Source organism: Thermococcus onnurineus NA1, assembly GCF_000018365.1.
GTDB classification, from domain to species: Archaea; Methanobacteriota_B; Thermococci; order Thermococcales; family Thermococcaceae; genus Thermococcus; species Thermococcus onnurineus.
This window is the reverse complement of sequence record NC_011529.1, coordinates 831,136-857,009: the sequence shown is the minus strand read 5'-3', so window position 1 is coordinate 857,009 and position 25,874 is coordinate 831,136. Positions and strand designations below refer to the sequence as shown.

The 25,874-nt window shown below is 49.8% G+C and carries 27 protein-coding genes and 1 pseudogene; 10 read left to right on the top strand and 18 right to left on the bottom strand.

The features are described 5' to 3' along the window. Window positions 1-13: 13 nt before the first annotated feature. Window positions 14-1,369 carry an adenylosuccinate lyase gene (gene purB / locus TON_RS04745; RefSeq protein WP_012571889.1) on the top strand — a complete coding sequence of 452 codons (1,356 nt, stop codon included), beginning with the start codon at window positions 14-16 and terminating at the stop codon, window positions 1,367-1,369. 1,635 nt (window positions 1,370-3,004) lie between these two features. Here the strand turns inward: purB and TON_RS04740 are convergent. Further along, window positions 3,005-3,361 carry a DUF134 domain-containing protein gene (locus tag TON_RS04740; protein WP_012571888.1) on the bottom strand — a complete coding sequence of 119 codons (357 nt, stop codon included), beginning with the start codon at window positions 3,359-3,361 and terminating at the stop codon, window positions 3,005-3,007. Between the two features lie 105 nt (window positions 3,362-3,466). Between TON_RS04740 and TON_RS04735 the strand changes: the two genes are divergently transcribed. Continuing rightward, window positions 3,467-3,925: a 6-pyruvoyl trahydropterin synthase family protein gene (locus tag TON_RS04735; protein WP_012571887.1), complete on the top strand. Its 459-nt coding sequence runs from the start codon at window positions 3,467-3,469 to the stop codon at window positions 3,923-3,925. Here TON_RS04735 and TON_RS04730 read toward each other — a convergent pair. Beyond that, complete coding sequence (locus tag TON_RS04730; RefSeq protein WP_012571886.1) at window positions 3,922-4,497, bottom strand: hypothetical protein; 576 nt, start codon at window positions 4,495-4,497, stop codon at window positions 3,922-3,924. The two genes, TON_RS04735 and TON_RS04730, sit on opposite strands and share 4 nt — an antisense overlap. A 56-nt stretch (window positions 4,498-4,553) precedes the next feature. Between TON_RS04730 and TON_RS04725 the strand changes: the two genes are divergently transcribed. After that, window positions 4,554-4,973: a PPC domain-containing DNA-binding protein gene (locus TON_RS04725; protein ID WP_012571885.1), complete on the top strand. Its 420-nt coding sequence runs from the start codon at window positions 4,554-4,556 to the stop codon at window positions 4,971-4,973. Here TON_RS04725 and TON_RS04720 read toward each other — a convergent pair. From TON_RS04720 to TON_RS04690, 7 genes and pseudogenes are all read right to left on the bottom strand, one after another. After that, window positions 4,970-5,551, bottom strand: a complete 582-nt coding sequence (locus TON_RS04720; protein WP_012571884.1) for a DUF998 domain-containing protein — start codon at window positions 5,549-5,551, stop codon at window positions 4,970-4,972. The two genes, TON_RS04725 and TON_RS04720, sit on opposite strands and share 4 nt — an antisense overlap. A gap of 302 nt (window positions 5,552-5,853) precedes the next feature. Continuing rightward, a pseudogene (locus TON_RS04715) lies at window positions 5,854-6,644 on the bottom strand (SDR family oxidoreductase). Window positions 6,645-6,757: 113 nt separating this feature from the next. Beyond that, entirely contained in the window at window positions 6,758-7,165 is a 408-nt protein-coding gene (locus TON_RS04710; protein WP_012571881.1) for a NifB/NifX family molybdenum-iron cluster-binding protein, read from the bottom strand. Window positions 7,166-7,220: 55 nt separating this feature from the next. Beyond that, the gene (locus tag TON_RS04705; protein ID WP_012571880.1) at window positions 7,221-7,448 is read right to left on the bottom strand and encodes a hypothetical protein; all 228 of its coding nucleotides are present in this window, start codon (window positions 7,446-7,448) and stop codon (window positions 7,221-7,223) included. 33 nt (window positions 7,449-7,481) lie between these two features. Then, on the bottom strand, window positions 7,482-8,075 hold the full coding sequence (locus TON_RS04700; protein WP_012571879.1) for a NifB/NifX family molybdenum-iron cluster-binding protein: 594 nt from the start codon (window positions 8,073-8,075) through the stop codon (window positions 7,482-7,484). 319 nt (window positions 8,076-8,394) lie between these two features. After that, window positions 8,395-8,934 carry a DUF2250 domain-containing protein gene (locus TON_RS04695; RefSeq protein ID WP_012571878.1) on the bottom strand — a complete coding sequence of 180 codons (540 nt, stop codon included), beginning with the start codon at window positions 8,932-8,934 and terminating at the stop codon, window positions 8,395-8,397. Between the two features lie 366 nt (window positions 8,935-9,300). Continuing rightward, window positions 9,301-9,699 (bottom strand): NifB/NifX family molybdenum-iron cluster-binding protein, encoded by a 399-nt coding sequence (locus TON_RS04690; RefSeq protein WP_012571877.1) that lies wholly within the window; start codon window positions 9,697-9,699, stop codon window positions 9,301-9,303. Between the two features lie 71 nt (window positions 9,700-9,770). Between TON_RS04690 and TON_RS04685 the strand changes: the two genes are divergently transcribed. The 4 genes from TON_RS04685 (at window position 9,771) to TON_RS04670 (ending at window position 13,756) form a co-directional block, all read left to right on the top strand. Beyond that, on the top strand, window positions 9,771-10,640 hold the full coding sequence (locus TON_RS04685) for a nucleotide-binding protein (protein WP_012571876.1): 870 nt from the start codon (window positions 9,771-9,773) through the stop codon (window positions 10,638-10,640). Further along, window positions 10,640-11,527 carry a nucleotide-binding protein gene (locus TON_RS04680; protein WP_012571875.1) on the top strand — a complete coding sequence of 296 codons (888 nt, stop codon included), beginning with the start codon at window positions 10,640-10,642 and terminating at the stop codon, window positions 11,525-11,527. Before TON_RS04685 ends, TON_RS04680 begins: the two co-directional genes overlap by 1 nt. Before the next feature lie 144 nt (window positions 11,528-11,671). Continuing rightward, window positions 11,672-12,115 carry a prefoldin subunit alpha gene (gene pfdA, locus TON_RS04675; protein WP_012571874.1) on the top strand — a complete coding sequence of 148 codons (444 nt, stop codon included), beginning with the start codon at window positions 11,672-11,674 and terminating at the stop codon, window positions 12,113-12,115. A gap of 93 nt (window positions 12,116-12,208) precedes the next feature. Next, complete coding sequence (locus tag TON_RS04670) at window positions 12,209-13,756, top strand: DUF2341 domain-containing protein (RefSeq protein ID WP_187146220.1); 1,548 nt, start codon at window positions 12,209-12,211, stop codon at window positions 13,754-13,756. Here the strand turns inward: TON_RS04670 and TON_RS04665 are convergent. Beyond that, window positions 13,741-14,667, bottom strand: a complete 927-nt coding sequence (locus TON_RS04665; RefSeq protein ID WP_012571872.1) for an SDR family oxidoreductase — start codon at window positions 14,665-14,667, stop codon at window positions 13,741-13,743. The two genes, TON_RS04670 and TON_RS04665, sit on opposite strands and share 16 nt — an antisense overlap. A 134-nt stretch (window positions 14,668-14,801) precedes the next feature. On the opposite strand from TON_RS04665, the gene TON_RS04660 reads away from it, so the two are divergent. Then, on the top strand, window positions 14,802-15,821 hold the full coding sequence (locus TON_RS04660) for an adenylosuccinate synthetase (RefSeq protein WP_012571871.1): 1,020 nt from the start codon (window positions 14,802-14,804) through the stop codon (window positions 15,819-15,821). Here TON_RS04660 and TON_RS04655 read toward each other — a convergent pair. From TON_RS04655 to fba, 8 genes are all read right to left on the bottom strand, one after another. Further along, a complete protein-coding gene (locus tag TON_RS04655) occupies window positions 15,818-16,612 on the bottom strand; it encodes an alpha/beta hydrolase (RefSeq protein WP_048055060.1) in 795 nt (264 codons plus the stop codon). The two genes, TON_RS04660 and TON_RS04655, sit on opposite strands and share 4 nt — an antisense overlap. Window positions 16,613-16,686: 74 nt before the next feature. After that, window positions 16,687-17,343: a hypothetical protein gene (locus TON_RS04650; RefSeq protein WP_012571869.1), complete on the bottom strand. Its 657-nt coding sequence runs from the start codon at window positions 17,341-17,343 to the stop codon at window positions 16,687-16,689. Between the two features lie 2 nt (window positions 17,344-17,345). Further along, window positions 17,346-17,639: an iron-sulfur cluster assembly protein gene (locus tag TON_RS04645; RefSeq protein ID WP_012571868.1), complete on the bottom strand. Its 294-nt coding sequence runs from the start codon at window positions 17,637-17,639 to the stop codon at window positions 17,346-17,348. Next, window positions 17,629-18,621, bottom strand: a complete 993-nt coding sequence (locus tag TON_RS04640; protein WP_012571867.1) for an ArsA family ATPase — start codon at window positions 18,619-18,621, stop codon at window positions 17,629-17,631. Before TON_RS04640 ends, TON_RS04645 begins: the two co-directional genes overlap by 11 nt. 9 nt (window positions 18,622-18,630) lie before the next feature. Continuing rightward, window positions 18,631-18,912 (bottom strand): hypothetical protein, encoded by a 282-nt coding sequence (locus tag TON_RS04635; protein WP_012571866.1) that lies wholly within the window; start codon window positions 18,910-18,912, stop codon window positions 18,631-18,633. Between the two features lie 23 nt (window positions 18,913-18,935). Beyond that, window positions 18,936-20,636, bottom strand: coding sequence for a carbon starvation CstA family protein (locus TON_RS04630; RefSeq protein ID WP_012571865.1), 1,701 nt, complete (start codon window positions 20,634-20,636; stop codon window positions 18,936-18,938). 183 nt (window positions 20,637-20,819) lie between these two features. After that, window positions 20,820-22,604 (bottom strand): pyruvate/oxaloacetate carboxyltransferase, encoded by a 1,785-nt coding sequence (locus TON_RS04625; RefSeq protein ID WP_012571864.1) that lies wholly within the window; start codon window positions 22,602-22,604, stop codon window positions 20,820-20,822. A 126-nt stretch (window positions 22,605-22,730) separates the two neighbouring features. Then, window positions 22,731-23,576 (bottom strand): class I fructose-bisphosphate aldolase, encoded by an 846-nt coding sequence (fba, locus tag TON_RS04620; protein WP_012571863.1) that lies wholly within the window; start codon window positions 23,574-23,576, stop codon window positions 22,731-22,733. A gap of 97 nt (window positions 23,577-23,673) precedes the next feature. On the opposite strand from fba, the gene TON_RS04615 reads away from it, so the two are divergent. Beyond that, window positions 23,674-24,408: a biotin--[acetyl-CoA-carboxylase] ligase gene (locus TON_RS04615; protein WP_048055058.1), complete on the top strand. Its 735-nt coding sequence runs from the start codon at window positions 23,674-23,676 to the stop codon at window positions 24,406-24,408. A gap of 103 nt (window positions 24,409-24,511) precedes the next feature. Then, entirely contained in the window at window positions 24,512-25,786 is a 1,275-nt protein-coding gene (locus TON_RS04610; protein WP_012571861.1) for a dicarboxylate/amino acid:cation symporter, read from the top strand. Window positions 25,787-25,874: the final 88 nt, after the last annotated feature.

Here is a 25,874-nt window from a genome sequence, read left to right as displayed (position 1 = left end):
GCCTGGTGATAGGATGGCCGTTCATCCGATTGATTATCGCTACGGTAGCGAGGAGATGAGGAGAATTTGGGATGAGGAGAACAAGCTTCAGAAGCTACTCGATGTTGAGGCTGCCTTGGCTAGGGCTCACGCCAAGCTCGGCAACATCCCCGAAGAGAGCGCCCGCGTTATTTCCGAGAGAGCTAACACCAAGTGGGTTAAGCTCGAACGCGTTAAGGAGATAGAGAACGAGATACACCATGACATAATGGCCGTCGTTAAGGCCCTGAGTGAGGTCTGCGGCGAACATGGCAAGTACGTTCATCTAGGTGCGACCTCAAACGACATCATCGACACGGCTAACGCTCTTCTCATCAAGGAGTCCCTTGCGATAATCGAGAAGGATCTTAGGGAGCTCCGCTCAATTCTCAAGAAGCTCGCGGAGGAGCACAAGTACACGGTCTGTGTCGGGAGAACCCACGGGCAACATGCTGTTCCTACAACATACGGCATGAAGTTTGCCCTCTGGCTCGATGAGATACAGAGACACATAGACAGGATAGAGGAGCTGAAGGAAAGAGTTTTGGTTGGCCAGATGAGCGGTGCAGTTGGAACGATGGCGTCTTTCGGCGATAAGGGCCTCGAAATTCAGCGTCTCGTCATGGAGGATCTCGGTCTCAGGCCTGCCAGAATAAGCAGCCAGGTAATCCAGCGCGACGTTTACGCGGAACTAATGATGGTTCTCGCGCTTATAGCTTCCACTCTCGACAAGATAGCCCTCGAAATCAGAAACCTCCAGAGAACTGAAATCCTTGAAGTGAGCGAGCCCTTCGGAAAGAAGCAGGTGGGCTCCTCGACAATGCCCCACAAGAGGAACCCCATACGGAGCGAGAAGGTGAGTGGCTTGGCGAGGGTTCTCTACTCCAATGTCATTCCTGCACTGCTCAACAACCCCCTATGGCACGAGAGGGATCTGACGAACTCCTCTGTCGAGCGCGTTATTCTTCCTGAGAGCTTTGTCCTACTTGACGAGATGCTCAAGAGCATGAAGAAGGTTCTCTCGGGGCTTGAATTCTTCCCGGAGAACATTAAGAGGAACCTCTACATGACCCACAACCTCATAATGGCCGAGCCGCTTATGCTCGAGCTTACTGAAAGGGGCATGGGAAGGCAGGAGGCGCATGAATTGGTGAGAGGACTGGCAATGAAGGCGTTCTACGAGAAGAGGGACCTCATGGAGATCGCGAAGGAGAGTGAGGAAGTCAGAAAGTTCCTCAGTGAGGAAGACTTTGAGAGCCTGAAGCCGGAGAACTATATTGGCATCGCGCCTCAGATAGTTGATAACGTAATTGCTTATATAGGGGAGAAAGAGCGAAAAGAAGGGATGTAAGGCTTTAATTTATTGTCTCTTATTCTCTACATCGTTTTTGTTGTTTTGTCCACTTCGTCGAATTTATCTCTCAAATTTTTGGGCGAATTACTACGTTTAATTATAGTGATTTTTATGCTTTTTATTTAAGTGTTATTTATGTAAAAGTTCAATATAAATTAGATACTTGTTTATATATCTCAAAAATTACTCTTTAAAGTATTAAAAAATTCAAATTTTTAACTTTTTCTTAGCGTAATTTTCACAATGATTTTTAGTGTGGCAAGATGTTTGACTGGCGTATGCCGACGAATGAAGTTACCCCCACCAATGTTTTTGAGTCTAGTTCACCAATAGTCTCTATCGACTGGAATTGATACCACCTTTAATTGTAATCATTTTTTGGTCTGTAGAAGCCCGATCTTATCGATAAAAATCCCTGATTCAGAAAGGATGTCCATGGTTACACCATCATTCCCAATTGGGGGGGATAGTCTGGCCACGGGGATTGTCTATGGATATTTATTTGTGTTGTCTATTATCTTTCCTAAGTACATCGTGATCATTTTATTTGCAGCTTATGGCAGCTGTAACTTTGTTTCGGAGCAAAGCTGGGGGTGCAAATTGGAGAGTTTTGTATCCCTCCAATGCCTTATACTCACGGCAGATGATTATCACTTCAACCTGTCTTGGCATTTGTGTATTCGGTCTCCTCTATCTTCCATGAATAACTGCTGTTTCAGACAGCATGGGTGCCTTTAACTAAAACAAAAGCTTTGGGCATGTAGGGAGCCTTCCTATACAGTGCACTCATCGGCGATCTATTTCTGCCTCAGGTTAATGTTCAAACATGTTCGTGAATTTTAGATATAATGTGTCTTATATCTAAAATTTATGTACATTGTTGTATATTGAAATGACAAGTTTCATGTAGTGGCGAGCGGTGTTTCCAGCTCAAATATCAGAGGATGCTGCCTGGACTCAACTCGTAGTATCTGGCGTAAAGGACGTCAGCAAACGCCCTGTTCTTTGTAGTGCCCTTCAAAGTCTGCTGGTTCAATTCCAAGTATTGGTCTGACAAAGGAACATATGGGTAGCTTTGCCTTTCTTAGGGCTCTGGGCATTAGTCAATTTCGGTTAATTTTTCTTGTGAATGTCAGGGAAGTAGTTATCTTCTTGGGCTCTCTTAATTTATGATACCTATGCACGAGGATCTAGTACTACCTTTAATTGTAGCCCAATATTGGATCCAAGATAGCCCGTCTACCGGCGCTGATTGTGGATTTTGCGAGGTGTTGAGGTCGCTGTGCCATCCTTCTGCCAATGTTCTGAATATGTTCTTTTTGTCTAATAATTTCTTTCTGGAGTGGTAGACTTTTTGAAATTTTAACTATTTTAAAAAGTGATATTTTTCTTTTAAATTATTGTATTAAACTACGTCCTAAAATTCAACAAGAAATTTAATCTTCAAAATAATCTAATAAAAACTTTATAAATTCGTTTGATTTTATCTATTTTAAAAAGTAAAAATCTGCTGAAAAATTTGAGAGATCACTCGATACAAAAATTAGGCTTTTCTAAAAGGTGAAACAATCATAAAACGTCCCCGATAACGCAATACTCAAATAAAAGAAGATATTTCATCGAACAAACAGATTATGGGCCTTCTTCAGCAATGTCCTTTGGGACCTCATTTCCTTGAGGAAGGATTATCAGCTCTCTGCCCTCAACCAGCATCTGAGCAACTTTCTTTCTGGCTGAGCTCAGAGCTCTCCAGACTGTTCCTCTTGAAACCCCCATTCGCTTTCCGGCCTCCTCCTGGGTCAACCCTTCAAAATCAACCAGCCTCAGAGCTTCGAACTCCTCATAAGTCATGAAAATCGGTGGCTTTGGCTGTCCAATGGGCGGTAATGCAGGATAGAAATGTCTAACCTGAGGGATGAAGCCTATCATCCTCATCTTTTTTCTTCTGCCCCGCCCTTTTCCCCAACCGCGTCCCATTCCCATTGGCATGATTATCAATGGCCTTAATGTAGCCCTGGTTTATAGGTTTTCCTATCCCAAAGCTGCTCAGTAATTGTTATAACCAATTTGCTCTACTCGGAAGTGGTGGGAAAAATGGGATTTCGTTTAACTGAGAGAAAGATCGGCTGGCACAAGGACTTCGATAGCTCGCACTTCCTCGCTCTTCCATACGAAAGCAAGTGCCTTAGAATTCACGGTCACACCTACAACGTTGACGTGGAGATATGGGGCGATGTCAATGAAAGCGGTATGATATTCGACTTCAACCACCTCAGCAATCTCATTAAGCTCCTGGACCACAGGATTCTCGTGAGCGAGGAGTGGGTTATAGAAAGAAAAAACGGTCTGGTAGTTATCGAAAAGAACGGCAAGCGTCTGGAGCTTCCCGAGAACGAAGCAGTCGTCCTTGACAAGCCCAACGTTACTGCGGAATACATAGCCGAGTGGTTCGCGGAGAGGATAGCTGAAAAAGCTGGGAACAACGTGAGAAAGATAAGAGTGAAAATCTGGGAAGACCCGAGGAGCTACGCAGAAGTAACACTGGAGCGTTAGCAGGGATTCTTTCTTTTCTTCTCTGGCACGGGTGTCTCGATACTGCATTTTTCCCTCAGGTCTCTGAGGTGTTTTGCCGCCGTTGCTGCCAGCTCCTGGAAATACTCCTCCGAAAACGTTTCCTTTGCTTCGAGCGTTAGGCTGTGAATTAGCGTGAGGTACGCGTTGGCCATGCCACAGTCTTCAGATTCTGCTATGTGTGGCATCATGTCCACCAAGTAACCTAGGAAGTTGTGAAAGATGTTGAGCCAGTCTCTCTCGTAATCGTTCTCAATCAGCCAGCCCTTTAGGGTTATGAAGATTTTCACTGACGGAATGATTACCTCCTGTTCACCGTACCTGCGGTACCTTATGAGCAGATACTGGAGGAGCGATATAATGAATCTTCCAACTACTGCTCTCTCGCCACCGTTTTCTTCAACGAACCTCTGGAACTCCAGTAGGCCCTTGCCATCGCTTTTTTCAAACTTGGTGAGAAGTGGAGTGTAGGGAGTGGCGTACTGAGAGAAATCAACATCCTTTAACTCAGGAATCTCAGGGAATATTTTTACGACAGCTTCTTTGATGTTCATTCTCTCACCCAAACTATTAAATCCTGCTTGTCTTATTAGTTTTGGGGGTGATAGTTATGAGATTCTCAAGGGGGAGGAATTTTCTGTTCAGGGTTCCTGAGGGCAAGGAACTGCTGAGCTTCATCAACGAATTTGCGAGAAAAAATAACGTTTTAATTGGGACGGTGAGTGCCATTGGAAGTCTCAGAAATCCCAGAATTGGCTACTTTGTGGAAACGGAAGGGCGGTACAAAGTTATTGAGCTGAAAGGCATCTACGAGCTCGTTTCACTCTCTGGGAACATAAGCCTTAAGGATGGTGAACCTTTTACCCACATCCACGTCGCACTCGGCGATTCGGAGGGGAGGCTCTGGGGCGGTCATCTTGTTGAAGGGGAAGTCTTTGTCGCGGAGGTTTACATCCAAGAGCTCCTCGGCGAGCCGCTTGAAAGGAAGCCTCAGGAAAGTGGGCTGGCACTGTGGGACGAAGAGTCTTAATTTTTCCTCTGCTTTTCTGTTTTGTAGAATTTTGCCCATAGCACTGTGTAGTGCCAGATTATAATCCCAAAAATTCCGATGAACTCTGCGATGGCCACACCTTCGAAATTCCCGAGGGCCCATCTCGCCAGAATCCACGCGACCACAAAGACGGTAACTGTAAAAATTCCGATATTCCCTCTTCCCTCAAGCCAGAGGCCGAGGCCGGCTATCAGAAGTCCTATGCTACCTGTTATGAAGAAACCCCAGCTGACGTAGTAGTGCGGATCTGCTCCCTCGGGAAAGAGGCCGATTCCAGCCAGAAATAGGAGAGCGACAATGAATACTCCGGCTCCTATCTTCTCTACTACGTTTCTGAGCTCTCCGAAGAGGCCGATCGCGTAGTATGTGCTCAAAATCGCAGTTGCAATGAGTGCAAGGTTCATCACCCAGTTGTAAGGCAGTCCAACTTTTCCAAGGTCGCTTATGGCGTTGTCAGTCAGGCTCCACCAGGAGCGGTTTATGATTATTGCAATGAAAATCCCACCTAACCCAATCAGGGGTGCACAGAGGCCCGCCAGTCGCTGGCTTTTTCTCAATGATATCACCGTTCTAATGTTCTCTCCTTCATCTATAATCTTAACGCCTATTGGGCTCTCGATGAAGCTGACTAGTCCGGTAAGGCTCGCTACCAGCCAGAGAGCGGCGATTATTATGAACTCTATCAAAGCTAAACGAGCGTATGGAGCTCGTAGAGCGAGAGGATAACAAGGAGCCATCATATAGAGAAGAACGGGTAAAGGGTTGAGGGACGCTAGCGAGGCCGGTGTGGGCCAGAAGTGTCTTTTGTTGATGCTCATGTGTAGTCATCAAGGTGCATGGAAAGGGATAAGATAAAACGTCAGAACACTGAGTTCAACCTTCCTCCATCAACGGGAATCATCGCGCCGTTTATGTAGCTTCCGAGATCGCTCGCAAGGAACGCCACTAGGTAGCCTATCTCTTCCGGCTCGCCAAGTCTTCTGAGAGGTATGGGCTCTGCATAGTCGTTGAGGGCTTCCTCGACGTTTTTCCCTTCCTGATTCGCCCTATCCCTGGCCAGCTGAATCATCCTACCCGTCCTTATGATGCCGGGCATTATGCCGTTCACCGTTATTCCCTTTGGTCCCAGCTCCTTGGCGAGCGTTCTCACGAGGCCGGCCATCGAAATCCTCACAACGTTGCTGAGGGCTATATTGGGTATTGGCTCCTTTATGGCGACACTTGTTGAATAGATTATCCTACCAAAGCCCCTGCGCTCCATTGCTGGAACTAAGGCCCTAGTTAGGTAAACCGCCGGACGGAGGAGCAAATTCACTGTGCCTTCCCAGTCTTCTATGCTCATCTCCATGAAGTAGCCTGGCTTGGGCCCACCGGTGGAAAAGAAGAATATATCTGGCTCGCCGATGTTTTCGAGCTCCTTCACGGTTCTCTCCAGATCTTCGCGCTTCGTTAAGTCAGCAACGATGTAGCTCACTTCGACGTTGCTCTCGGCCTTTATTTTCTCCCTTGCCCTCTTCAGGTTTTCCTCGCTTCTCGAGAGGAGTATCAGTCTGCACCAGCCTTTGCCAGAATTCTCGCTGTCCCAAAGCCGATGCCTTTGCTCGAGGCGGTGGCAAAGGCTAGTTTCCCCGAAAGGTCTATTTTGAGCATGGAAACCACCGTATTAAAATTCGCGTCGAAATGATAAAAAAACTAACGACCAAAACTCAATGCCCCTGTCCCTGTTTCTGCCAGCTGGACAGAGTTTATGAAATGAAAAATAATCATCGACCGCCCATTCCGCGCCCCATGCCTCTGCCGTGGCTGCCACCGTGTCTGCCAGGGCTCGTGACTGCACCCTGGAGCTCGCCGCGGAGGAAGGCTTCGACTGCCTCTCTAACGGTCATTGTTGGCGGTGCCGAGACCATTCTTATGCCAGCAGTTTGGAGAACGCCGTAGGAGTTCGGTCCGAAGTGACCCGCTATGACGACCTCGGCGCCTTGGTCGATGCAGAACTGTGCCGCCGTAACTCCAGCTCCTCTCGGCTGGCTATAGCCAGGGTTCTGGACAACCTGGACGTCCACGATCTCTTCATTCTCGACGTCGACTATGGTGAAAGTCGGTGTCCTTCCGAAGGCCTGATTGACCCTGTCATCAATTCCTCCGTTGATAGTTGAGACTATAATCCTCATTTTTTCACCCCCAGCATGGATTAGGGAAGCCGAACTTAAAAAAGTTTGCATAAGCTCAAAATGGTCTTCTCCATCCCCAGAGTCTTGGTCTCAGAAATTCCCGCAGGATGAGCAGGGCTATCAAGCCGACTGCATAGGGAGCAGCCACGATGAACAGCTTGACAAAGAAGTACAGTATCCCAATGAGGAACAGCAGGTCTATCAGCCCGTAGAATCCAAAAGATCTTCGGTAGTAGCCCCTACCAAAACCCCTGCTGTATCCTCTTCCTGCCCCTCTTGGCATCGCTCATGCCTCCAAAAGTAAAAAGAAGATAACTCACCACCAGCCGTAGAGCCAGCGAAGGGTTCTTCTGTTTGGTCGTCCTGTCCAGGGACAGTAGCCCAGGCGGACTCCCCAGCCTCTTCCGCCTTTGCCCCATCCGCGTCCAAAGCCGCGGCTTCTGCTCCATCCGCCGCCGCGGCCCCAGCCGTAACCGTAAGCCGGGTAGGCTGGATACGCCGGAGCATATGGGCCGTAAGCTGGCGATGGAGCTGCTGGCGCAACTGGGGTTGCTGGGGCCGGAGTGCTAAGCTGCTGAACGCTTCCGGTGGTGACGGCTTTAATTGCCTCTTCAACCGGAGTTCCTGGGGCGATCTGGTAAAGCCTTATGCCTGCAGCCTGAAGCGCTCCAAGGGCGTTGGGACCAACCTGTGGTGCAATGACGGCCTCGACGCCCTCATTGATGAGGGTCTGGATAGCAAATGGTCCTGCTCCTCCACCTGCCATGGCGGCGCCGTTCTGAATAACCTTGCTATTGGTAACGTTACCCTTTTCATCTACCTCGACTATGACGAAAGCTGGAGCTCTTGCAAAGACTGGGGCGACAGTATCCTCGAGGCCTCCCCCATTGGTGGGTATTGCGATCCTCATCTTCACCACCTCTCACTCCTTCTGTTATTTTGTGCATATGCACATGATTATAAACTTTTCGGTTATCCTAATTGGGATCCATATTCTGGTTCGTGCTCTTAGCTTGGGGGATTGGTGACTCAATAGGTTCAACGCTGCTCTTTGCTCTCCACTGGAAGAGAATTACCAAACAGGGCAATTATAGATGGTAGGGTCGTCGGAACACTGGCCACTAATCTTGAGGCCTTTTCAACAGCCTGACATTGGACTCTAGGACATTAATCTGTCCATTTCAGCATATGGCCAAGCTCTACGCGCTCTTGGGAAAACTTTGCTCTCATTAGAGTCCAAGAAACTTACAGAACAGCTTAAAGAACCTCGTCTTCCTCCCAGTAGACGTGATAAAACGGTGGAGAATAAGTTCTTCCTTTAATCCTGCACAGTTCTTAGCCTTTGCCTTTTTACATGCGTCTTCAAAGTCTCTGCTCTTGATGAGGACCCCAATGAACTTCCATCCATCTGGAAAGATGGCGTTGAAGTAGCATTTCAACCATTTCTCATCAATCGAGCGGACAAAGAGCTCTCCCTCCCTCGAAAGGCGGTAGTAGGTATGATGCTTGTGAACCTCGAAGGCCTTCTTAAAGCGAGCTTTGCTCCTCTTTACTGCGCTTCCAGAGTCGCGTTCAACGAGGCCCGCTTCCATTAGATCCATTATGGCGCTATTGATCATCTCAAGTGGAAGTTCTGTCATCCTTGCTATCATCTTGGCATACTCAACATTGGCCTTCTTGAGGTGAACTAGGACGTACAGATGGATGGGAAGAAGCTCAAGGCTTCGATACGGGGCGGGCCGTTCTTTTCGTGTATTCGCATCTCCCATCGCCGAACCTCCATGTGGGGGTATTCTTTCATAACATTATGAACCTTGTCATGACTACCAGTAGACAAGTGGATTGCTAGTGTGAACGGTTCACATGGGATCAGTGAAAGGCCTGGAACTATTAGAGTGTCTCGATAGGATATACTGGATGTCTGGCCATTGGATAGTACCTTGAAGCCAAGAGATGGTCTCTCTCATGCTTTTGGCACTTGGAGGTGGAAGACTAACCAGAGAGGATGCCAGACAGAAGGGGGGCAAGCCATGGGAATAGTACCTGAACGTTAGGAGGTTGAGGCTGTAATCGATGAAAATAGTGGAGGGCGCAAGGGATTATGAACTTCACCTGCGCGAGAGACTCCCAAAAGCTCATACTCTTGCCTTGGCCCTCTTTTTCTGCACTTGCTCCCATAGGTCATCGAAGTTCTCGGCAACCCTCTGGAGGGCGAGCTTTAGGTCCCTCGTTCTCGTGAAGAAGGCCACCTTGTCGCTCTGGTCTCTTATCCTTAGAAAGTTCGGCCCCATTCTAAAGGCAGCCAGAACGTCGACGTCTATAAGCTGACTCACTATCGCCCTGAACTTCCTCGGATCGCCGTGTCCTTCGTCGTGCTCCTCCACATTTCTGGCTTTGTTGTCCCTTTCCTCAAGGAGCTTAACGCTCCCGTCTTCACAAACCTCGTATATTGCAAAGAACTCAGAATCGCCGTAGTGAGCATCTATGAGTGTCTCATCGTTCTCCATCCCAAAGGCAACTTTCAGGCACCTCATGACCATCACCGTGTGAGCATATGCACAAAGCTTAAAAACTTTTAGGTTAGCCTAATTCTGGGGGTGAGGTAATGCAGATCGCAGTGAGCGGAGGAAAAGGTGGAACCGGAAAATCCACCATTGCGATAAATCTCGCGATAGCCCTTAAAGAGCACTTTGATCTTGTTCTGGCCGATTTGGATGTTGAGGCACCAAACGACCATCTGCTTCTTGGAGTTGAGCTCCAGAACGAGGAGCCCGTTGAGCTCTTCATGCCGCGCTTTGACTACTCCAAGTGTACTCACTGCAGAAAGTGCGCAGAAGTTTGTGAGGAGCACGCGATAATAACCATGCGTGACGGAACTCCCTTCCTGATGCCCAACCTCTGTTCTGGTTGCGCAGCCTGTGAGATAGTCTGCCCGGTTCCCGGAGCGATACTGCCCGGCAAGAAGCTTATGGGCCACACATATCTAACGGAGACGCCCTACGGCTTCCCGCTCGTTACGGGCAGGCTTTTGGAGGGCGAGGAGAGGGCCATGCCCATCGTTTCAAGAGCGAAGAAGAGGGCCCAGAGCTTAAATAAGGAGCTTCTGCTCGTTGACACTGCTGCCGGAACGAGCAATACCGTTTCGAAGGCACTTGAAGATTCTAAGCTCATCATAGCCGTCACCGAGCCGACACCGCTCGGGCTTCATGACAGCGAACTTATCCTCCGGTTGGCTCGGCTCATGGACATTCCGGCTATGATAATCGTTAACCGCTCCGATCTGGGTGACGTTGGAAAGGTCAGGGAAATTGCCGAGCGCTATAGCGCCGAGATAATAGCCGAGATCCCCTACAGCGAGAACGTCATACGAAGCTACGTGGAAGGAAGGCCGATAGTTCTGAGCGACTATCCTGAGGCCCGAATCTTCAGGAAGATTGCCGAGAGGGTTGTCGAATTCATCGGGGGTGGTGAGTGATGCAACTCGTCATAGCGAGCGGTAAGGGCGGCGTAGGAAAGAGCACCGTAACTGCTTCGCTCCTCTACCTTCTAAAGGATGAGTACAACTTTGTGGCGGTGGATGCGGACGCAGATGCGCCGAACCTCGACCTCCTTCTTGGCGTCGAGCGCTGGGAAGAGGAGATGGAGCTGGTTGGCGCCAAGGTCGCTCACATAAACACGGAGAGCTGCATACGCTGTGGCATCTGTCAGGAGCGCTGCCCCTACGATTGTATCAAGGTCATCGACGGCGACTACGTTGTGAGTGAACTCACCTGTGAAGGCTGCAACGTCTGCAGTCTGGTCTGCCCGGTTCCAGGAACCATAACCCTCGAGGAAGTCCGCTCTGGGATAATAAGGAAGACCACCACGAAGTACGGCTTCCCGCTAATCTCAGCCCAGCTCGACGTCGGCAGGCCCAACAGCGGCAAGCTCGTAACTGAGGAGAAGGAGTGGGCGAAGAACCTGATGAAGGAGCTTGGCCTTAAGCACATGATAGTGGACAGCGCAGCTGGAATAGGCTGTCAGGTTATAGCGAGCATCGGCGGTGCAGATTTGACAATACTCATTGCCGAGCCGACGCCAGCCTCCCTCAGCGATGTTCAGAGGGCTTATAGGGTCATCCAGCACTTCAGGCAGCCGGCTTACCTTATAATCAACAAGGCCGACTTCAACCCTGGATTTAGAGCCCTCCACGAGTGGGCAGAGAGCGAGGGAATCCCGATACTTGGCGAGGTTCCCTACGACAAGGCGGTACCAAAGAGCATGGCGATGCTTAAGCCTGTTGTGGAGGCCTTTCCAGACTCAAAGGCATCCCAGGCGATAAAAGAGATTGCTGAGAGAATTAAGGCTGAGATACTGAAATGAAGCCACAGTTCGTGGAATTTCCACTCTTCCCATCTTATCCTTAGTTAGAGCTCGTGCGTGGCTGGTTCTATAACCTTTCGTGGTTTGTGGCGAGGCAACCCAAACCTTAAAAGCCTCCCATCCAAATCCAATCGGTGGTGCAAAATGGCGGAGAGAAACGAGCAGCTTGAAAGGCTCGCTTACGAGTATCAGCTCCTGCAGGCTCAGGCTCAGCTTTTAGCCCAGAATCTTGAGCTCCTAACCCTCGGAAGGAACGAGTTCCAGGCCGTTAAGCAGACCCTCGAGGAGCTCAAAAAGGTCGAGGATGAGAAGCCGGAAATTCTGGTGCCAATCGGTGCAGGCTCCTTCCTGAAAGGTATGATAGTGGATAAGAACAGCGCGATAGTCAGCGTCGGTTCTGGCTATGCTACCGAGAAGAGCCTCGACGACGCTATAGGCTACCTTGATGCTAGAATAAAAGAGTACGACGAGGCAATAAGGAAAACGCAGGAGGCTCTGGCAAAGCTTGAGGGTCAGCTCCAGGAGCTCGCTCAGAAAGCACAGAAGCTCCAGCAGGAGGCTGCGATGCGTTTTAGTGTAAAGGAGTAATGTTTTTGAGCTTCTTCTCCTCCACTTTATGGGTTTGAAAAGCAAAATTGGGAGATAATATTTTAAACTTTCTCCGCTACAATGCATTTTAAGATGGGAAAGTTGAGATTGACATCAGCCATGCTTGCACTCGTGCTTCTTCTGGCGACGCTTGGGTTAGCTGTCCCCAGCATTAACGTTTCCGTACAGGAGATTGGAGTGGGGAGCTGTGATGTGGTGAGTCCTGCGAACTGGGCGGATGTTCAGATTACTTGGAACATCACTGATTACAGTTGGGGTATACGGGACCTGTATGAATATACCCTGAATGAGGTGATCATAAATTTCTCAGATTCTCTGCCAGCGGGAACTACAATGTACATCAATGTCACGATTTACGGATACAATTCCAATACTGGGCAGTACCAGAGTGACAGTTTTACGAACTTCACGGTGTTCACTAGTGGATGGAGTGCTGCACTGCCATATATTATAACAAACAAGGATACACAGTACTCGTATTATGTTAGTTCCTTTTTTGGAATTTCGCCTCCGGAAATCGTCGACATAAAAATAGTTCTTGTGGGGGGTAGCAATAACTGCACGATACTTCCTATCTATATAGAGGTTCAGAAGATTGGTGTAGCTACACTGTCGTTTGCTCCCTCTGGAAGTGGAAACGTTCCCATCGACGTTACGGAACGGAGTGGACAGGATCTGAGGGACTATGTTATCAACTTTACTTTGGGTGGAGACTGGAGTTCTTTATACCCTTACGTTACCGATGAAAATGGCAACCGTCTGTACTACTGGTACTTTTACGACGCTGCCTCTCAGAAGACGTGGTTCTGGGTCAAAATGAATCTAAGTGCTAATCAGGTTAACACGATATACCTATTTTACGGAAACCAGTCTGCTTACGATGCGACATACTTTAATCCAGACAAAGTGTTTTGGTTTTTTGATGATTTCAACGGCGTCACATTAAACCTTTCAAAATGGAACATCCCTACCCTTCAGAATCCCTCCAACTACACTGTTTCTAATGGCCTGCTTGAGCTTAAAGGTGGTCAGTGGCTCTGGACTAAGCAGAATTTCAGTGGCTCATTCATCATCGATTTGTACGCGAATTCCCTGGACTCCACGGCATTTCCAATTTTTTATGTGGACAGCACGAACTATGGCTGGGCCATACTACTAAATACTTCCCTCGCAACATGGGGAGCTACAACTTATCAACTCAACAATGTAACAATAAGAGGATTTAACTTGGCAGATGGCTCGTGGGGAGCATTTTATTATCCAGATGGTGGTAGTAGGAGTCCGATATTTGGAAAAGACATCTTAATAACCACGCTCATTAATGTCACTAGCACTCAGGCCGAGTTCTACCTCTATGAAAACGGCTCACTCATAGCAACCTTCACTCAAGGTTACTCCCCCGAACAGAGTGAACCCTTGGGCCTTGGTCAGTGGTATGAGTACAACTACACTATAACTGGTCCACGGAGGAACCCCCAGCTTACCCTCTCCTCGATAATAAACACGACCTCAATCTATGACTGGATACTTGTACGGCCCTACATTTACCCTGAACCCGAAGTGCAGGTAGTAGGCCAGACCTCTGGTAGCTACACCTTTAGGATTTACTTTAAACCCTGAGCCTGATACCACTCCACAGTCTTCTTCAGCCCATCCTCCAGTGTCCATTCCGGCTCAAAACCGAGTTTCCTAATCTCGCTTATGTCTGCCTGACTGTGTCTTATGTCTCCTGGCCTTGGCTTGTCGAAGAGTATCGAGCTGGTGGCGTTGGTTATTTCAATTATCTTCATCGCTAGCTCAAGAATAGTTGTCTGCCTCCCAGTTGCGACGTTGAAGACCCTTCCATTGGCTTTTCTGCTCTCTGCAACCAGGATGTTGGCTCTGACAACGTCCTTGACATAGATGAAGTCCCTCGTCTGCTTTCCGTCGCCAAAAATTACGAGCGGCTCGTTCTTCAGCGCACGGTTGATGAAAATGCTTATAACTCCTGCGTACTGGTTGGCACTCTGCCTCGGACCGAAGACGTTGAAGTAGCGCAGGGAAACTGCTGGTATCCCGTAGAGCTCGTTGAAAACTCTAAGGTACTGCTCTGCCGTTAGCTTCGTGACGCCATAAGGAGAGAGGGGTCTCGGCGTTTCCGTCTCTTTGAGCGGCAGATTTGGATTGTTGCCATAAACCGCCGCAGAGGATGCAAAAATCAGCTTTCCATGACCTTCCATCAGGGCTCTCAAAATGTTGAGCGTGCCTATAACGTTGACTTCCTCCGTGAAAATCGGGTCCCTAACGCTCTCGACGACGCTGACCTGAGCAGCCTCGTGAAAAACGTAATCGGCGTGGCTTATCAGCTCGGCTATCGATTCGTAGTCCCTGATGTCGGCCCGAACGAACTTCGCCGCCGGCGGAACGTTTTCCCTCTTTCCAGTGTGGAGGTTGTCAATGACGATTACCTCGTTATCTTTGCTCAGTTCCCAGGCAATATGAGAGCCGATGAAGCCTGCCCCTCCAGTAACCACGACCAACTTGTTTCTCATTTCTCTACCCCCGTAAGTAGTGTTTGCCGTGGGTTTTAACCTTTTGCTGTCTCTTTCCGTGGGATTTTGACAAACTTTTGTCTGATTAGAAACTGTTATAAGGCCCCTATTGACTTAAACTTGGGTAAGGAGCCATGCCGAGCTACATAGTTGTTGGTGGTCAATGGGGAGACGAGGGTAAGGGGTCTCTTATAGCCTACCTTGCCTTGAAGGATGAGCCTCAAATCATAGCACGCGGCGGCGTTGGGACAAACGCGGGCCACAGCGTCTTCATCAACGGTAGGAAATACGCAGTCAGACAGCTCCCAACGGGCTTTATGCAGACTAAAGCTAGGCTTCTTGTTGGGGCTGGAGTTCTTGTTGATCCAGGGGTCTTTTTCCATGAGCTTGAACACCTGAAGGAGTTCAATGTTGCCGAAAGAGTTGGCATTGATTACCGTTGCGCCATTATAGAGCCAAGACACAAGGAGCGCGATAGAGCGAGCAGCTATCTGCACGACAAAATCGGAACCACGGGTTCCGGCTGTGGGCCGGCAAACGCTGATAGGGTCATGCGTATGGCAAAACAGGCGAAGGACATCAAGGAGCTGGAGCCATATCTCACGGACGTTGCTCAAGAAATTAACGACGCGCTCGATGAAGGCAAGCTGGTTCTCATCGAGGGCACACAGGGCTTTGGACTGAGCCTCTACTACGGTACTTACCCCTACGTGACCTCGAAGGATACAACCGCTTCAGCCATAGCCAGCGACGTCGGAATCGGGCCCACGAGGGTCGACGATGTTATAGTCGTCTTCAAAAGCTTTCCGACGCGCGTTGGAGAGGGTCCGTTCCCGACGGAGATGAGTGCTGAGGAAGCTGAGAGGCTCGGTCTCGTCGAGTACGGCACTGTCACAGGAAGGCGCAGGCGCGTCGGCTGGTTCGACTTCGAGTTCGCGCGCTATTCGGCGAGGCTCAACGGGGCGACGATGCTGGCTATAACAATGCTCGACAAGTACGACAAAGGGGCCTTCGGCGTTACCGACTACGACAAGCTGCCAAGGAAGGCCAAGGAGTTTATAGAAGAAATAGAGGAAAGGGTTGGTATTCCGGTCGGCATAATCAAGACTGGTCCTGAGCTTGAGCACGTGATTGATAGGAGGGATACTCTCTAATTCTCTTTTCTTCCTCCCGCGTGGGCCACTAACCACTCAACTATCGTTCTGTGAAACTCATTCCCCCACTCAGGATCCTCGAATATCTCGTGGTAGGCCCCTTCAAACTCCTTCAAGGCCTTGTCTTTGACCTTAAGCTCCCTGAAAAGCCTTCTCGCTCCTTCTGGCAGGGTTATGATGTCTCCCGTACCAACAATGAGCAGAATCGGCACCGTTATTTTTTCAGCCTCTTTGTGTGCCAGCTCCATGTTCTCGAAGATGCTCCTCCCGAGCTTTGCCGAAATCCTGTCATGGACGAGTTCATCTTTGATGTACCTCTCGACTGCATCGGGGTTTCTGGAGAGGAGCTTTGGATCGAGGCCGTTGCTTAGCGTTACCCCCGGCGCGATTTTTCCGAGGAACTTCGCGAGGACGACCATGAAGTCCGGCGTCTTTGGGCTCTTAGCGAGTGCTGGCGAGGAAGCGACGATCCCCCTTATCTTATCCGGCCTCGTCTCGGCATAGCGGATCACGGTTAGACCACCCATGCTATGGCCGAAGAGGAACGGCTTTTCTCCAATCTCCTCAATGATGCTGTCAATAATCTCCATAGCTTCCTCAACGCTCGTATGTCCTCTTTTGCCACCACTTCTTCCGTGTCCCGGCCAGTCGAAGGTGTAGACGGCAAAGCCTGCCTCATTAAGCATCTTTACCAGCCACTTGTATCTTCCACTGTGTTCCCCCAATCCATGAACCAGAACAACCCATCCAATCCTTGGCTCACCGAACTTGGCTTTGTAAACCCTCACCATAGCCACCGCCAGTTAGAAAATTGGGAAAAGGAGAATTTAACATTTTCCAGTGCCGAGATTCTGAAAACAAATGGTTAAGAAGAAAACGGACCTTCTTTCAGTTTTTCCTTGGCGAATTCTACGATCTTTTTGATGTCGTCCTCTATCGTATCCGGTTCGGGCTTCATCAGCACATAGAACACGTTGGTCTTCGGCGTGAGCGAGATGTGCTTGACGTTTGTTGGCTTGGAGAGGTTCTCGACGAGGTATTTGAGCAGTTCAACGTCACGTCTCTTTTCGTAAAGTGCCTCGTACTTCGTGCCAGCTATCTCCACTATTTCCTTCTGAAGGAGTTCCTCGTCTTCAATCTTGGGCTTTATGCGGTAGTAGCCCTTCTGTATGAGGTGGGCCTCACGCTTTATCTTGGATTCTGGCTTTATTACAATGTAGAGCTTGTCGTGCCTGCTTGTGAGGAGTGCTATGGGGAAGTAGAGGATGCTCTGTCTCGGCAAAAGCGTCAGCGTGTACTCAAACTTCCTGATGTTGTCGCGGTTCACCTTGTAGTAAGCCCTGAAACCGATGTAGCCGCCGAGCCAGACGTAGTCCTTGTCCTCGGGCTTAACAACGTCCTCAATGCTTCTCAGGTAGTGCTGCATTATCTGGAGGTTCAGCTTTCTGCCTTTGAAAAATTGTATAGATGAAACGGCCGCAAGGGCCATAATCGCCAGTATAAATCCGGACGTTATCTCCATAATTAGACCTCCTCGATCGGGTAATAGCGCTGCAAAGTCATATCATCAACTATCTCAAAGTATCCCAACTTATCCTCTAAAACCTTTACCATGTCCTTAACAATTCTCGCCTGAAGCGGCCAGGTGATGGCCATGGCAAAAGGTTTGGGGGGAGTGTTCCTTGCGAAGGCCACGTAGATAGTGGTTCTGTCTTCTTCCGCAACTATTTTAGTGACAAGGCCTTCACTGACTATGTCCTGTCCTGTAAAGGGATTTTTAACTGTCCTTAGGAGTTCCAGTATTCCATCAGGTCTCAAGTACCATACCTCCAAGCCTTTCGAGCCACTCCATTCCCCGGGGCTCTTCCGCAAACATAGGTATCCTCACGACGTCAATTCCTTTGAATTTCCTCTCGATCTCCTTTAAAACCCTCCCCTGGGCTTCAAGTTTGACCTTCAGCTCTGGTATGTCCTTCCCCAGCGTTATGACTTTGTTTACGACTATCAGGTTAAAGGGCACCCTGAACTTCTTCAGGCTTTCGTAGGCTCTCTCCGTTTCATAGAGTGGGAGCGTTTCAGGATTCATGACTGCGACAACACTCGTTTTGTTGGGGTCAGTTATGACTTTCTCGACAAAGGCAACTTCCTCGCGATATGCCTTTAGCTCTTGCATGACAGCGTCCTCTTCCTCCTCTTTGGGTAGGGTGAACTCCTCACCTTCAATTGTGAACTTCTGCTCTCCCTGTATTTTGGCTATCGCGCGCCTTCTTTCGAGTATCTTTTTCCTTATCCCTATCAGTTTGTCCGCCCAGATGAGGGATATCTTCGGTAAAGCGAGAACTCTCAAGGTTAAGCCAGTGGGAGGTGTATCAAACACTATTACATCCCAATGATCTCCCTCGATTAGTATCTCCCTTATGGCCTCCAGCGTTGCATACTCCTCTATGCCGGGAGAATAACTTAGAACCTCAAAATACTTTTCTAGATTTATGACAGTCAAATAGCGGTACATATGCTTAAGGTTTTTCTCTAGGTGCTTGAGGTAAGCTTTAATTAACTTATCCATATCAAGCTCGCTAGCGTAAAGGTTTTCCATCAGCTTTTTGGGCTTGTCATTCAGTCTTACCATAAACACGTCGCCAAGGTTGTGGGCGGGATCGAGTGATATAATGAGTGTTTTATATCCTTTCTTCGCCAGGGCAACAGCTAAAGAGGCGCTCGTCGTTGTCTTGCCGACGCCACCTTTTCCAATGACGAATATTGTCCTGAAATCCTCTTTTGGAAGCAGGTACTCTCTCATGTTCCCACCTCAGTCTATATCGAACATTCCAGCAATTTCCGCAAAGATGTCATCTAAATTGACGGCCCTCTGCTGCATGACGTGAATCTCCCGTACCATATGGGGCATCAGTCTTATAACGAGCGTCGTTGGTGGAGATGGTATGCCAACGAAGGCTCCCATTAGCACCAGCGCAAATACGTTTTCAAGCTCTCTCAGCTCGAATTCGATGTATTCAGTTGACTGCTGTTTGAAAGACTCCACGAATCCTTTAAGAAACTGCCTTAGTGGTTCCAATGGTTTCACCTCCAAAAACGAAATAAAAATGAAAGAACTCAAGCGGTCGCGTACTCCTCGGCCGGCTTCTTCCAGGCGGCGTACCAGTCGACGACGAGGAGCAGGTTGAGGAGCAGGCCGACGATGGTGATAAGGGACACCCAGAATCCAGGCTTGATGACGACAAGGAACCAGACAAGTGCTGCCGTCACTGTAATCCACAGGAAGAGCGCGGGGATGACCACTGCCCACTTCCATGCTCCCTCTGGCCTCTGAACCTTTGCAACCCACAGGGAAGCTGTCATCATCGCAATGCTTGCCAGCATCTGGTTCATACCGCTGAAAGCCGGCCAGATGATAAGCCAGCTTCCGCCCCAGGCCATGTAGATACCGAAAATGGCAAGGATTATTGATGCGATCCACTTGTTCTTGAGGATTTCGGGTCCGTGGACCATCTCCATGATCTCTTGCCAGGCGAACCTGCCAAGCCTGGTAGCAGTGTCGAGGGTCGTGAGAGCGAAAGCCGAGACCCAGAGGCTGGCGAAGACTGCGCCGGTCTTGAACGGGATTCCAAATGCATCTTCAAGACCGTAGGCGTAGCTCTTGGAGAATATTCCGACCTTTATTCCGTTCTTGACGACCTGGATGGCATACTGCTGTCCCCAGTTGTTGACGTCAACAGGGATGTTCATGGTCTGGAAGACCTGGAGTCCGTATATGGCGATGGAAGCTATGACGATGGTTGAGAGGAAGCCCTCGGTGAACATACCGCCGTAGCCGACCATAAGGCCGTGAAGCTCATTGTCAAGCTGCTTGGATGTGGTACCAGAACCGACAATGGAGTGGAATCCACTAAGCGCACCGCACGCGATGACGAGCGGTATTGTTGGCCAGAACGGCGAGGGCTTGCCACCGACGACGTTGGCAGACCAAGTGGTGAAGGCTGGGGCTGTAAAGGTTCCAACACCCTTAAGGCCGACAACTATGAACGCCAGACCACCAAGGATAAGGCCAAACCACAGGATATAGGCGTTCAGGTAGTCTCTCGGCTGGAGCAGAATCCAGACCGGCAGTGAGGAGGCCACGATGATGTAGAGTCCAAGAACGATGTACCAGGTCTGCTTGCTGGCGACTATCGGGAACTGGAAGCCAATCCATATCGCTATGATGAGAAGTACTATTCCAATGATTGTACCGACTTTAAAGTCTATCTGCACTTTGTAGAGGAGGTATCCGAGGATCACAGCAACTACCAGGAAGAGCAGCGAGGCTGTCGCAGCTTCTGGAGTTCCAACGAAAATTCCGGATATAACTGCTGCGAATGCTGCTATTACAAGTACCAGAGCGAACCAAACGTAAAGCTCAAAGGCCATGCTGGTTCTCTTGCTCATGAGCTTTCCGGCAATCCACTGGATGGACTTACCATCGTAGCGTACCGATGACATTAATGCCAGATAGTCATGGACAGCACCGATGAAGACGTTTCCGAACCAGACCCACAGGAGTCCTGGCAACCATCCCCAGGCCATTGCCACGGCTGGACCGACGATAGGTCCTGCACCTGCTATTGAAGCGAAGTGGTGGCCGTAGAGAACCATTGGGTGTGCTGGGACATAATCAACCCCATCGTAGAGCTTGTGTGCCGGGGTGGGTCTGTTGGGATCGGCCTTGACGACCTTACTCTGTAGCTTTCTTCCGTAGGCCATGTACATCCCAACGTATATGGCAGCCGCTATCAATATTATTACAGCGGAGTTCATGGTTGCACCTCCGAGGAAGTTTTCGCAGTAGTGTAAAATTGTGTTCATATAAATGTTTTTCGGCAATGGCCTGAAAATTTTTCGCTTTTCAACTAAAAGTTAGAAACACTACCTCTGTTTCTGAGAAAAAAACCTTTAGGCGGAATGACTATGAAAAATGGGGAAAGGAGAAGTCTTTTTCACTCACTGAAGTTCGATTAGTGGTTGTCCGGTGTCGACGGTTTGGCCTTCTTTGATGAGGATTTTCTTTATTGTTCCGTCTTTTGGTGCTGGGATTTCGTTTTCCATTTTCATTGCCTCGAGGATGAGTAGTCCCTGACCGGTTTTGACTTGATCACCTTCTTTAACGAGTATTCTAAGAATCTTACCCGGCATGGGAGCCGTCACAACCCCCTCACCAACAGGAGCTGGAGTTGGTACTGCTGGTGCCGGGACAGGAGCGGGAGCCGGAGTCGGGACGCTAGCAGGGATGCTTGGAACACTCGGAACTGCTGGGGTGGGAGTACCGGTACTTGCTATCTGAGGCAGATACTTGAGGGCGCTCAGGTCAACCCCTTCAATACCAACTTCGAATTCTACACCGTCAATGTACAGCTTAAACTTTTGGGCTGTCTTTGGAATTTCCGGTTTTCTGATTCCCTCCTTTCTTGCTTTGAAGAACTCCAGTGCAATCTGCGGGAAGAGACAGTATGTGAGGACGTCCTCTTCCTTCTCCAGATAACCGAGTTTTTCAAGCTCCTTTCTGCATTTCTCTAATGCAGGCTCTAGAAGCTCACCCGGTCTCGCTGATACTGGTTCTTCATCTCCAAGAACCTTCGTCCTTAGCTCGGGGTTTATCTCTGCTGGAGGCCTTCCGTACAGGCCTTTGATGTAGTTCTTGACCTCGTTGGTTATCCTCTCGTATCTTCCGAAGAGGACGTTGAGAACAGCTTGAGTGCCGACTATCTGGCTTGTTGGTGTCACCAGTGGCGGCCATCCCAGATCTTCTCTCACATGCGGAATCTCCTCGAGAACTTCGTCGAGCTTGTCCAGAGCTTTCATTTCCTTGAGCTGGGCTATAAGGTTGGAGAACATTCCTCCTGGAACTTGGTACTTTAAGACGTATGGGTTCACCATGAGGGTCTCCTTGTGGAGCAGGCCGTAGTACCTCTCTTCAAGCAGCTTTTTGAGGTAGCGCGAGACCTGATGGATCAGTTCCCTGTCGAGGTGAGAGCCGACTGCTTTGGGTAGCGCGTGCCATATCGTCTGTATCCCAGGCTGGGCCGTTCCAAAGGCGAGGGGGCTTATAGCTGTGTCAATGAAGTCTGCCCCGGCCTCGACAGCCTTCAGGTAAGTCGCGACGGCCATTCCAGTGGTCGAGTGGGTGTGAACATTAACTGGGATGCCGTAGGTTTCCTTTATCTCACTCACCAGTTCGTAGGCCTTCTCGGGTGTCAGTAGGGCTGCCATGTCCTTGATGGTAATTACATCGACGTCCAGCTTTAGGAGCTCCTCCACCTTTTTCATGTAATATTCAAGGGTAAAGATTGGTCCGGTTGTGTAAGCTATGGCACCCTGAACCTCAGCACCCACTTCTTTGGCCTTCCTTATCGCAACTTCCATGTTCCTAACATCGTTCAGAGCGTCAAAGACCCTGAAAATGTCGATGCCATTCTTGTGGGCCAGCTCAACGAACTTCTCGACGACATCGTCCGGGTAATGGCGGTAGCCAACGACATTCTGCCCCCTGAGCAGCATCTGGAGCTTCGTCTTCCTTATGTGCTCCCTCAAAAGTTTAAGTCTCTCCCAGGGGTCTTCCTTGAGGTAGCGAATGCAGACGTCGAAAGTTGCTCCTCCCCAGACTTCCATGGAGTAGAAGCCTATCTTGTCCATCTTCTCGGCTACGGCAAGCATGTCCTCTGTCCTGAGGCGCGTTGCTATGAGCGATTGGTGTGCGTCCCTAAATGTGGTATCTACTATTTCCACCATTGTGATCACCTGCCTTCTTGTTGGTCACTTAGTATATGCCCACCTAAACGTTAGTTACCTTAAAAAAGTTCCGACGTTAGAGGAGATATATTACGACAAACGTCGAAAAGAATGAGTAGAAGGGATTCAGAGAAGCCCCTCAGCCTTGGCAGCCTCTTCCGGCTCTTCATTGCGGTGAATGACCCTGATAAGGGCCTTGATTAGAGGCTCTGGGTTCTCGCGCTGGAAGATGTTTCTGCCAACTACGGCACCGGCCCCTCCAGCTTCGATGACGTCGTAAACCACCCTGAGGAAGTCAACTGGGTTCTCCGTCTTAGCGCCGCCGCTCAGAAGGACTGGGACTCCCGCTGCGGCATCGACTACCTTGGCAAAGGTCTCCTTCGAGCCAGTCCAGTAGGTCTTTATCATATCCGCACCGCTCTCAACGGCCGCCCTCGCGCCGTACATAACAACACGGTAGTCCTCCTTTTTGCCGTACTTCTTGTTGATGTACGGGCCGCGCGGATAGGCGAACTGCACAACCGGGAAGCCCATGTCGTGGGCGTAGCTCGCTATCTCGGCGAACTGGCGCATCATAACGTCCTCCTGCGGGCTGCCCCAGTAAACAGTCGCCGCTATGGCGTCGGCGCCGAGTTTGACGGCATCCCCAACGTAGCCGAGCTGGCTCTGGAGGAGCTGCTCATCTTTTGGTCTGAGGTTGGTCTTGCTGGTGAGCTTTATCATCAATCCTCTGTCAGGCTTCACTTCGTCGCCGGCGAACCTGGCGAGGCCGGGGAGCATCATGACGCCGTCAACACCGGCGCGCATAACCTTTCTAATGATTATCTTCGGGTTCACGTGCTCCCAGTGCTCCTCAAAATCTGTCGGTCCGTGCTCGAAGCCGTGGTCCATCGCAAATATGAGCGTCCTTCCGTTTCTGCGGAAGAACCTTTTCATTCTTCTTCTAATTCCAATACTCTGGTATGCATCCATACTAATCACCTTGGGTGATATATGGTTTGGGGGATTTAAGGTTTTCTTTGATGGAAAGTTGTTTAAGTCCAGGATGAGAAGTTCGGCCGGTGGTTTAATGTCGGGACTGGGGAGTGAAATTATCGGCCGTAAAATAATTCACTTCCACGAAGTGGATTCAACCAACGAGTACGCCAAGCTTATCGCTCTGGACGAGCGTGAGGGGACGGTGGTGGTGGCGGACAGACAGACCGCCGGAAAGGGGCGAAAAGGTCGCACCTGGGCCTCCCCGGAGGGAGGCCTCTGGATGAGTGTCATCCTGAAGCCTAAGGCTGAGCCCAAGCACCTTTCCAAGCTCGTCTTCATCGGAGCCTTGGCCGTTGTCGATACTCTCTGGAAATTTGGAATCGAAGCGGGTATAAAATGGCCCAACGACGTCTGGGTAAACGGGAGAAAAATCTGCGGGGTTCTTACTGAGGGAAGGATCGGGGAGTTCGTTATTCTCGGGATAGGCCTCAACGTGAACAACGACGCCCCTGAGGAGCTCAGGAAAATGGCGACCTCGATGAGAGAGTTCCTCGGCCGTGAGGTTTCTCTGTCAGAAGTCTTCCACGCCCTTATTAGGAATCTCGACCACTGGTACAGACTCTTTCTCAATGGACGATATGCTGAGATAATATCCGCGCTGAAGGAGAGGAGCATTGTCCTCGGGAAGGAAGTCAAGATAATCGACGATGAAACAGAACTCGTCGGCAGGGCTGTGGACATAGATGTGGACGGCGCGCTGATCCTCGAAACACCAAAGGGCAGAGTGCGGGTGCTCCATGGCGACGTTTCTCTCAGATTTCTCTAAATTTTCCACGATTTTCTGTCATATTGTCAACTTTTTTTGGTAAAAGTTAATATAATGTCGCTATTAATGCTATTTCGACGTCATTCTTAAAGAGGTGAAGCCAATGGGAAGGGGGATATTGAGAACATATCTTGAAATTCCTGTGCTTTACAAGATCCTCGCTGGGCTCGTGCTGGGTGTTATCTTCGGTATGCTGCTTCCAGAGTATTCAGCAGCCCTAAAGCCGCTCGGAGACCTATTTGTGAGACTCCTGAAGATGCTAGTGATGCCCATAATACTGTTCTCACTGATAGTTGGCGCCGCCAGTATCAATCCATCGCGGCTCGGAAGGGTTGGCGTCAAGATAATCCTCTATTACCTGGCCACATCGGCATTCGCAGTGTTCTTTGGCCTGCTGATGGGCAACCTCTTCAAGCCAGGAACTGGAATCGAGCTCGGAACAGGCTCTGGAAAGGCTATAGAGGCAGAGGCTCCGTCACTCGTCCAGACGCTCCTCAACATCGTTCCGACCAACCCCTTCGCAGCCCTTTCAAGTGGCCAGGTTCTGCCTACGATATTCTTCGCCATAGTCTTTGGAATAGCCATCAGCTACCTCATGAACAGTGAAGATGAAAGGATCAGAAGCTCAGCTGAGACGCTCTTCAGAGTTATGGATGCCGCCGCCGAGGCGATGTACAAGATAGTCGCCGGTGTCATGCAGTACGCTCCAATAGGTGTCTTTGCCCTGATTTACTACGTCATCGGCCAGTTCGGCCCGAACGTCGCCGGACCACTCGTCAAGGTTGTCGTAGCGGTTTATCTTGGCCTCATCCTCCAGATACTCTTGGTCTACGGCGTCCTGCTCAAGGTCTTCGGCATCGACCCGTTTAAGTTCCTTAAGAAGGCAAAGGACGCTATGATTACTGCCTTTGTTACTAGGAGCTCCAGCGGAACTTTACCCGTCACAATGCGCGTTGCCGAGGAGGAGATGGGCGTTGACAAGGGCATATTCTCCTTCACCCTGCCCCTTGGCGCGACGATAAACATGGACGGAACTGCGCTCTACCAGGGTGTCACGGTGCTCTTCGTTGCGAACGCAATAGGCCAGCCGCTGACACTTGAGCAGCAGCTCGTGGTCATCCTCACGGCTGTACTTGCCTCGATTGGAACCGCTGGCGTTCCGGGTGCGGGGGCTATAATGCTGGCCATGGTGCTCCAGAGCGTTGGCCTCGAACTCGTGGAGGGAAGTCCTGTAGCTTTGGCTTATGCCATGATACTCGGAATCGACGCAATACTTGACATGGGCAGAACTATGGTAAACGTCACCGGCGATCTGGCTGGAACCACCATAGTCGCCAAGACCGAAGGCGAAATGGACTCTTCCAAGTGGACGAGCTGAACTCTTTGCTCCTTTCACTTTTTCTAGTTTTAGATGGCCTTTTATTCTGGCTTTTCTGAGATAAAGTTAAATACCCAGGGGTCTAATG

Coding starts and splice junctions, on each gene's coding strand:
- TON_RS04625 (WP_012571864.1), bottom strand. CDS start 22,604: ATGGTGGAAATAGTAGATACCACATTTAGGGACGCACACCAATCGCTC.
- TON_RS04695 (WP_012571878.1), bottom strand. CDS start 8,934: ATGGGAGATGCGAATACACGAAAAGAACGGCCCGCCCCGTATCGAAGC.
- TON_RS04685 (WP_012571876.1), top strand. CDS start 9,771: ATGCAGATCGCAGTGAGCGGAGGAAAAGGTGGAACCGGAAAATCCACC.
- TON_RS04650 (WP_012571869.1), bottom strand. CDS start 17,343: ATGGAGATAACGTCCGGATTTATACTGGCGATTATGGCCCTTGCGGCC.
- TON_RS04630 (WP_012571865.1), bottom strand. CDS start 20,636: ATGAACTCCGCTGTAATAATATTGATAGCGGCTGCCATATACGTTGGG.
- fba (WP_012571863.1), bottom strand. CDS start 23,576: ATGGATGCATACCAGAGTATTGGAATTAGAAGAAGAATGAAAAGGTTC.
- TON_RS04655 (WP_048055060.1), bottom strand. CDS start 16,612: ATGGTGAGGGTTTACAAAGCCAAGTTCGGTGAGCCAAGGATTGGATGG.
- TON_RS04705 (WP_012571880.1), bottom strand. CDS start 7,448: ATGCCAAGAGGGGCAGGAAGAGGATACAGCAGGGGTTTTGGTAGGGGC.
- TON_RS04610 (WP_012571861.1), top strand. CDS start 24,512: ATGGGAAGGGGGATATTGAGAACATATCTTGAAATTCCTGTGCTTTAC.
- TON_RS04710 (WP_012571881.1), bottom strand. CDS start 7,165: ATGAGGATTATAGTCTCAACTATCAACGGAGGAATTGATGACAGGGTC.
- TON_RS04680 (WP_012571875.1), top strand. CDS start 10,640: ATGCAACTCGTCATAGCGAGCGGTAAGGGCGGCGTAGGAAAGAGCACC.
- TON_RS04690 (WP_012571877.1), bottom strand. CDS start 9,699: ATGAGGTGCCTGAAAGTTGCCTTTGGGATGGAGAACGATGAGACACTC.
- TON_RS04700 (WP_012571879.1), bottom strand. CDS start 8,075: ATGAGGATCGCAATACCCACCAATGGGGGAGGCCTCGAGGATACTGTC.
- TON_RS04660 (WP_012571871.1), top strand. CDS start 14,802: ATGCCGAGCTACATAGTTGTTGGTGGTCAATGGGGAGACGAGGGTAAG.
- TON_RS04665 (WP_012571872.1), bottom strand. CDS start 14,667: ATGAGAAACAAGTTGGTCGTGGTTACTGGAGGGGCAGGCTTCATCGGC.
- TON_RS04730 (WP_012571886.1), bottom strand. CDS start 4,497: ATGAACATCAAAGAAGCTGTCGTAAAAATATTCCCTGAGATTCCTGAG.
- TON_RS04735 (WP_012571887.1), top strand. CDS start 3,467: ATGGGATTTCGTTTAACTGAGAGAAAGATCGGCTGGCACAAGGACTTC.
- TON_RS04670 (WP_187146220.1), top strand. CDS start 12,209: ATGGGAAAGTTGAGATTGACATCAGCCATGCTTGCACTCGTGCTTCTT.
- TON_RS04615 (WP_048055058.1), top strand. CDS start 23,674: ATGTCGGGACTGGGGAGTGAAATTATCGGCCGTAAAATAATTCACTTC.
- TON_RS04640 (WP_012571867.1), bottom strand. CDS start 18,621: ATGAGAGAGTACCTGCTTCCAAAAGAGGATTTCAGGACAATATTCGTC.
- purB (WP_012571889.1), top strand. CDS start 14: ATGGCCGTTCATCCGATTGATTATCGCTACGGTAGCGAGGAGATGAGG.
- TON_RS04725 (WP_012571885.1), top strand. CDS start 4,554: ATGAGATTCTCAAGGGGGAGGAATTTTCTGTTCAGGGTTCCTGAGGGC.
- pfdA (WP_012571874.1), top strand. CDS start 11,672: ATGGCGGAGAGAAACGAGCAGCTTGAAAGGCTCGCTTACGAGTATCAG.
- TON_RS04740 (WP_012571888.1), bottom strand. CDS start 3,361: ATGCCAATGGGAATGGGACGCGGTTGGGGAAAAGGGCGGGGCAGAAGA.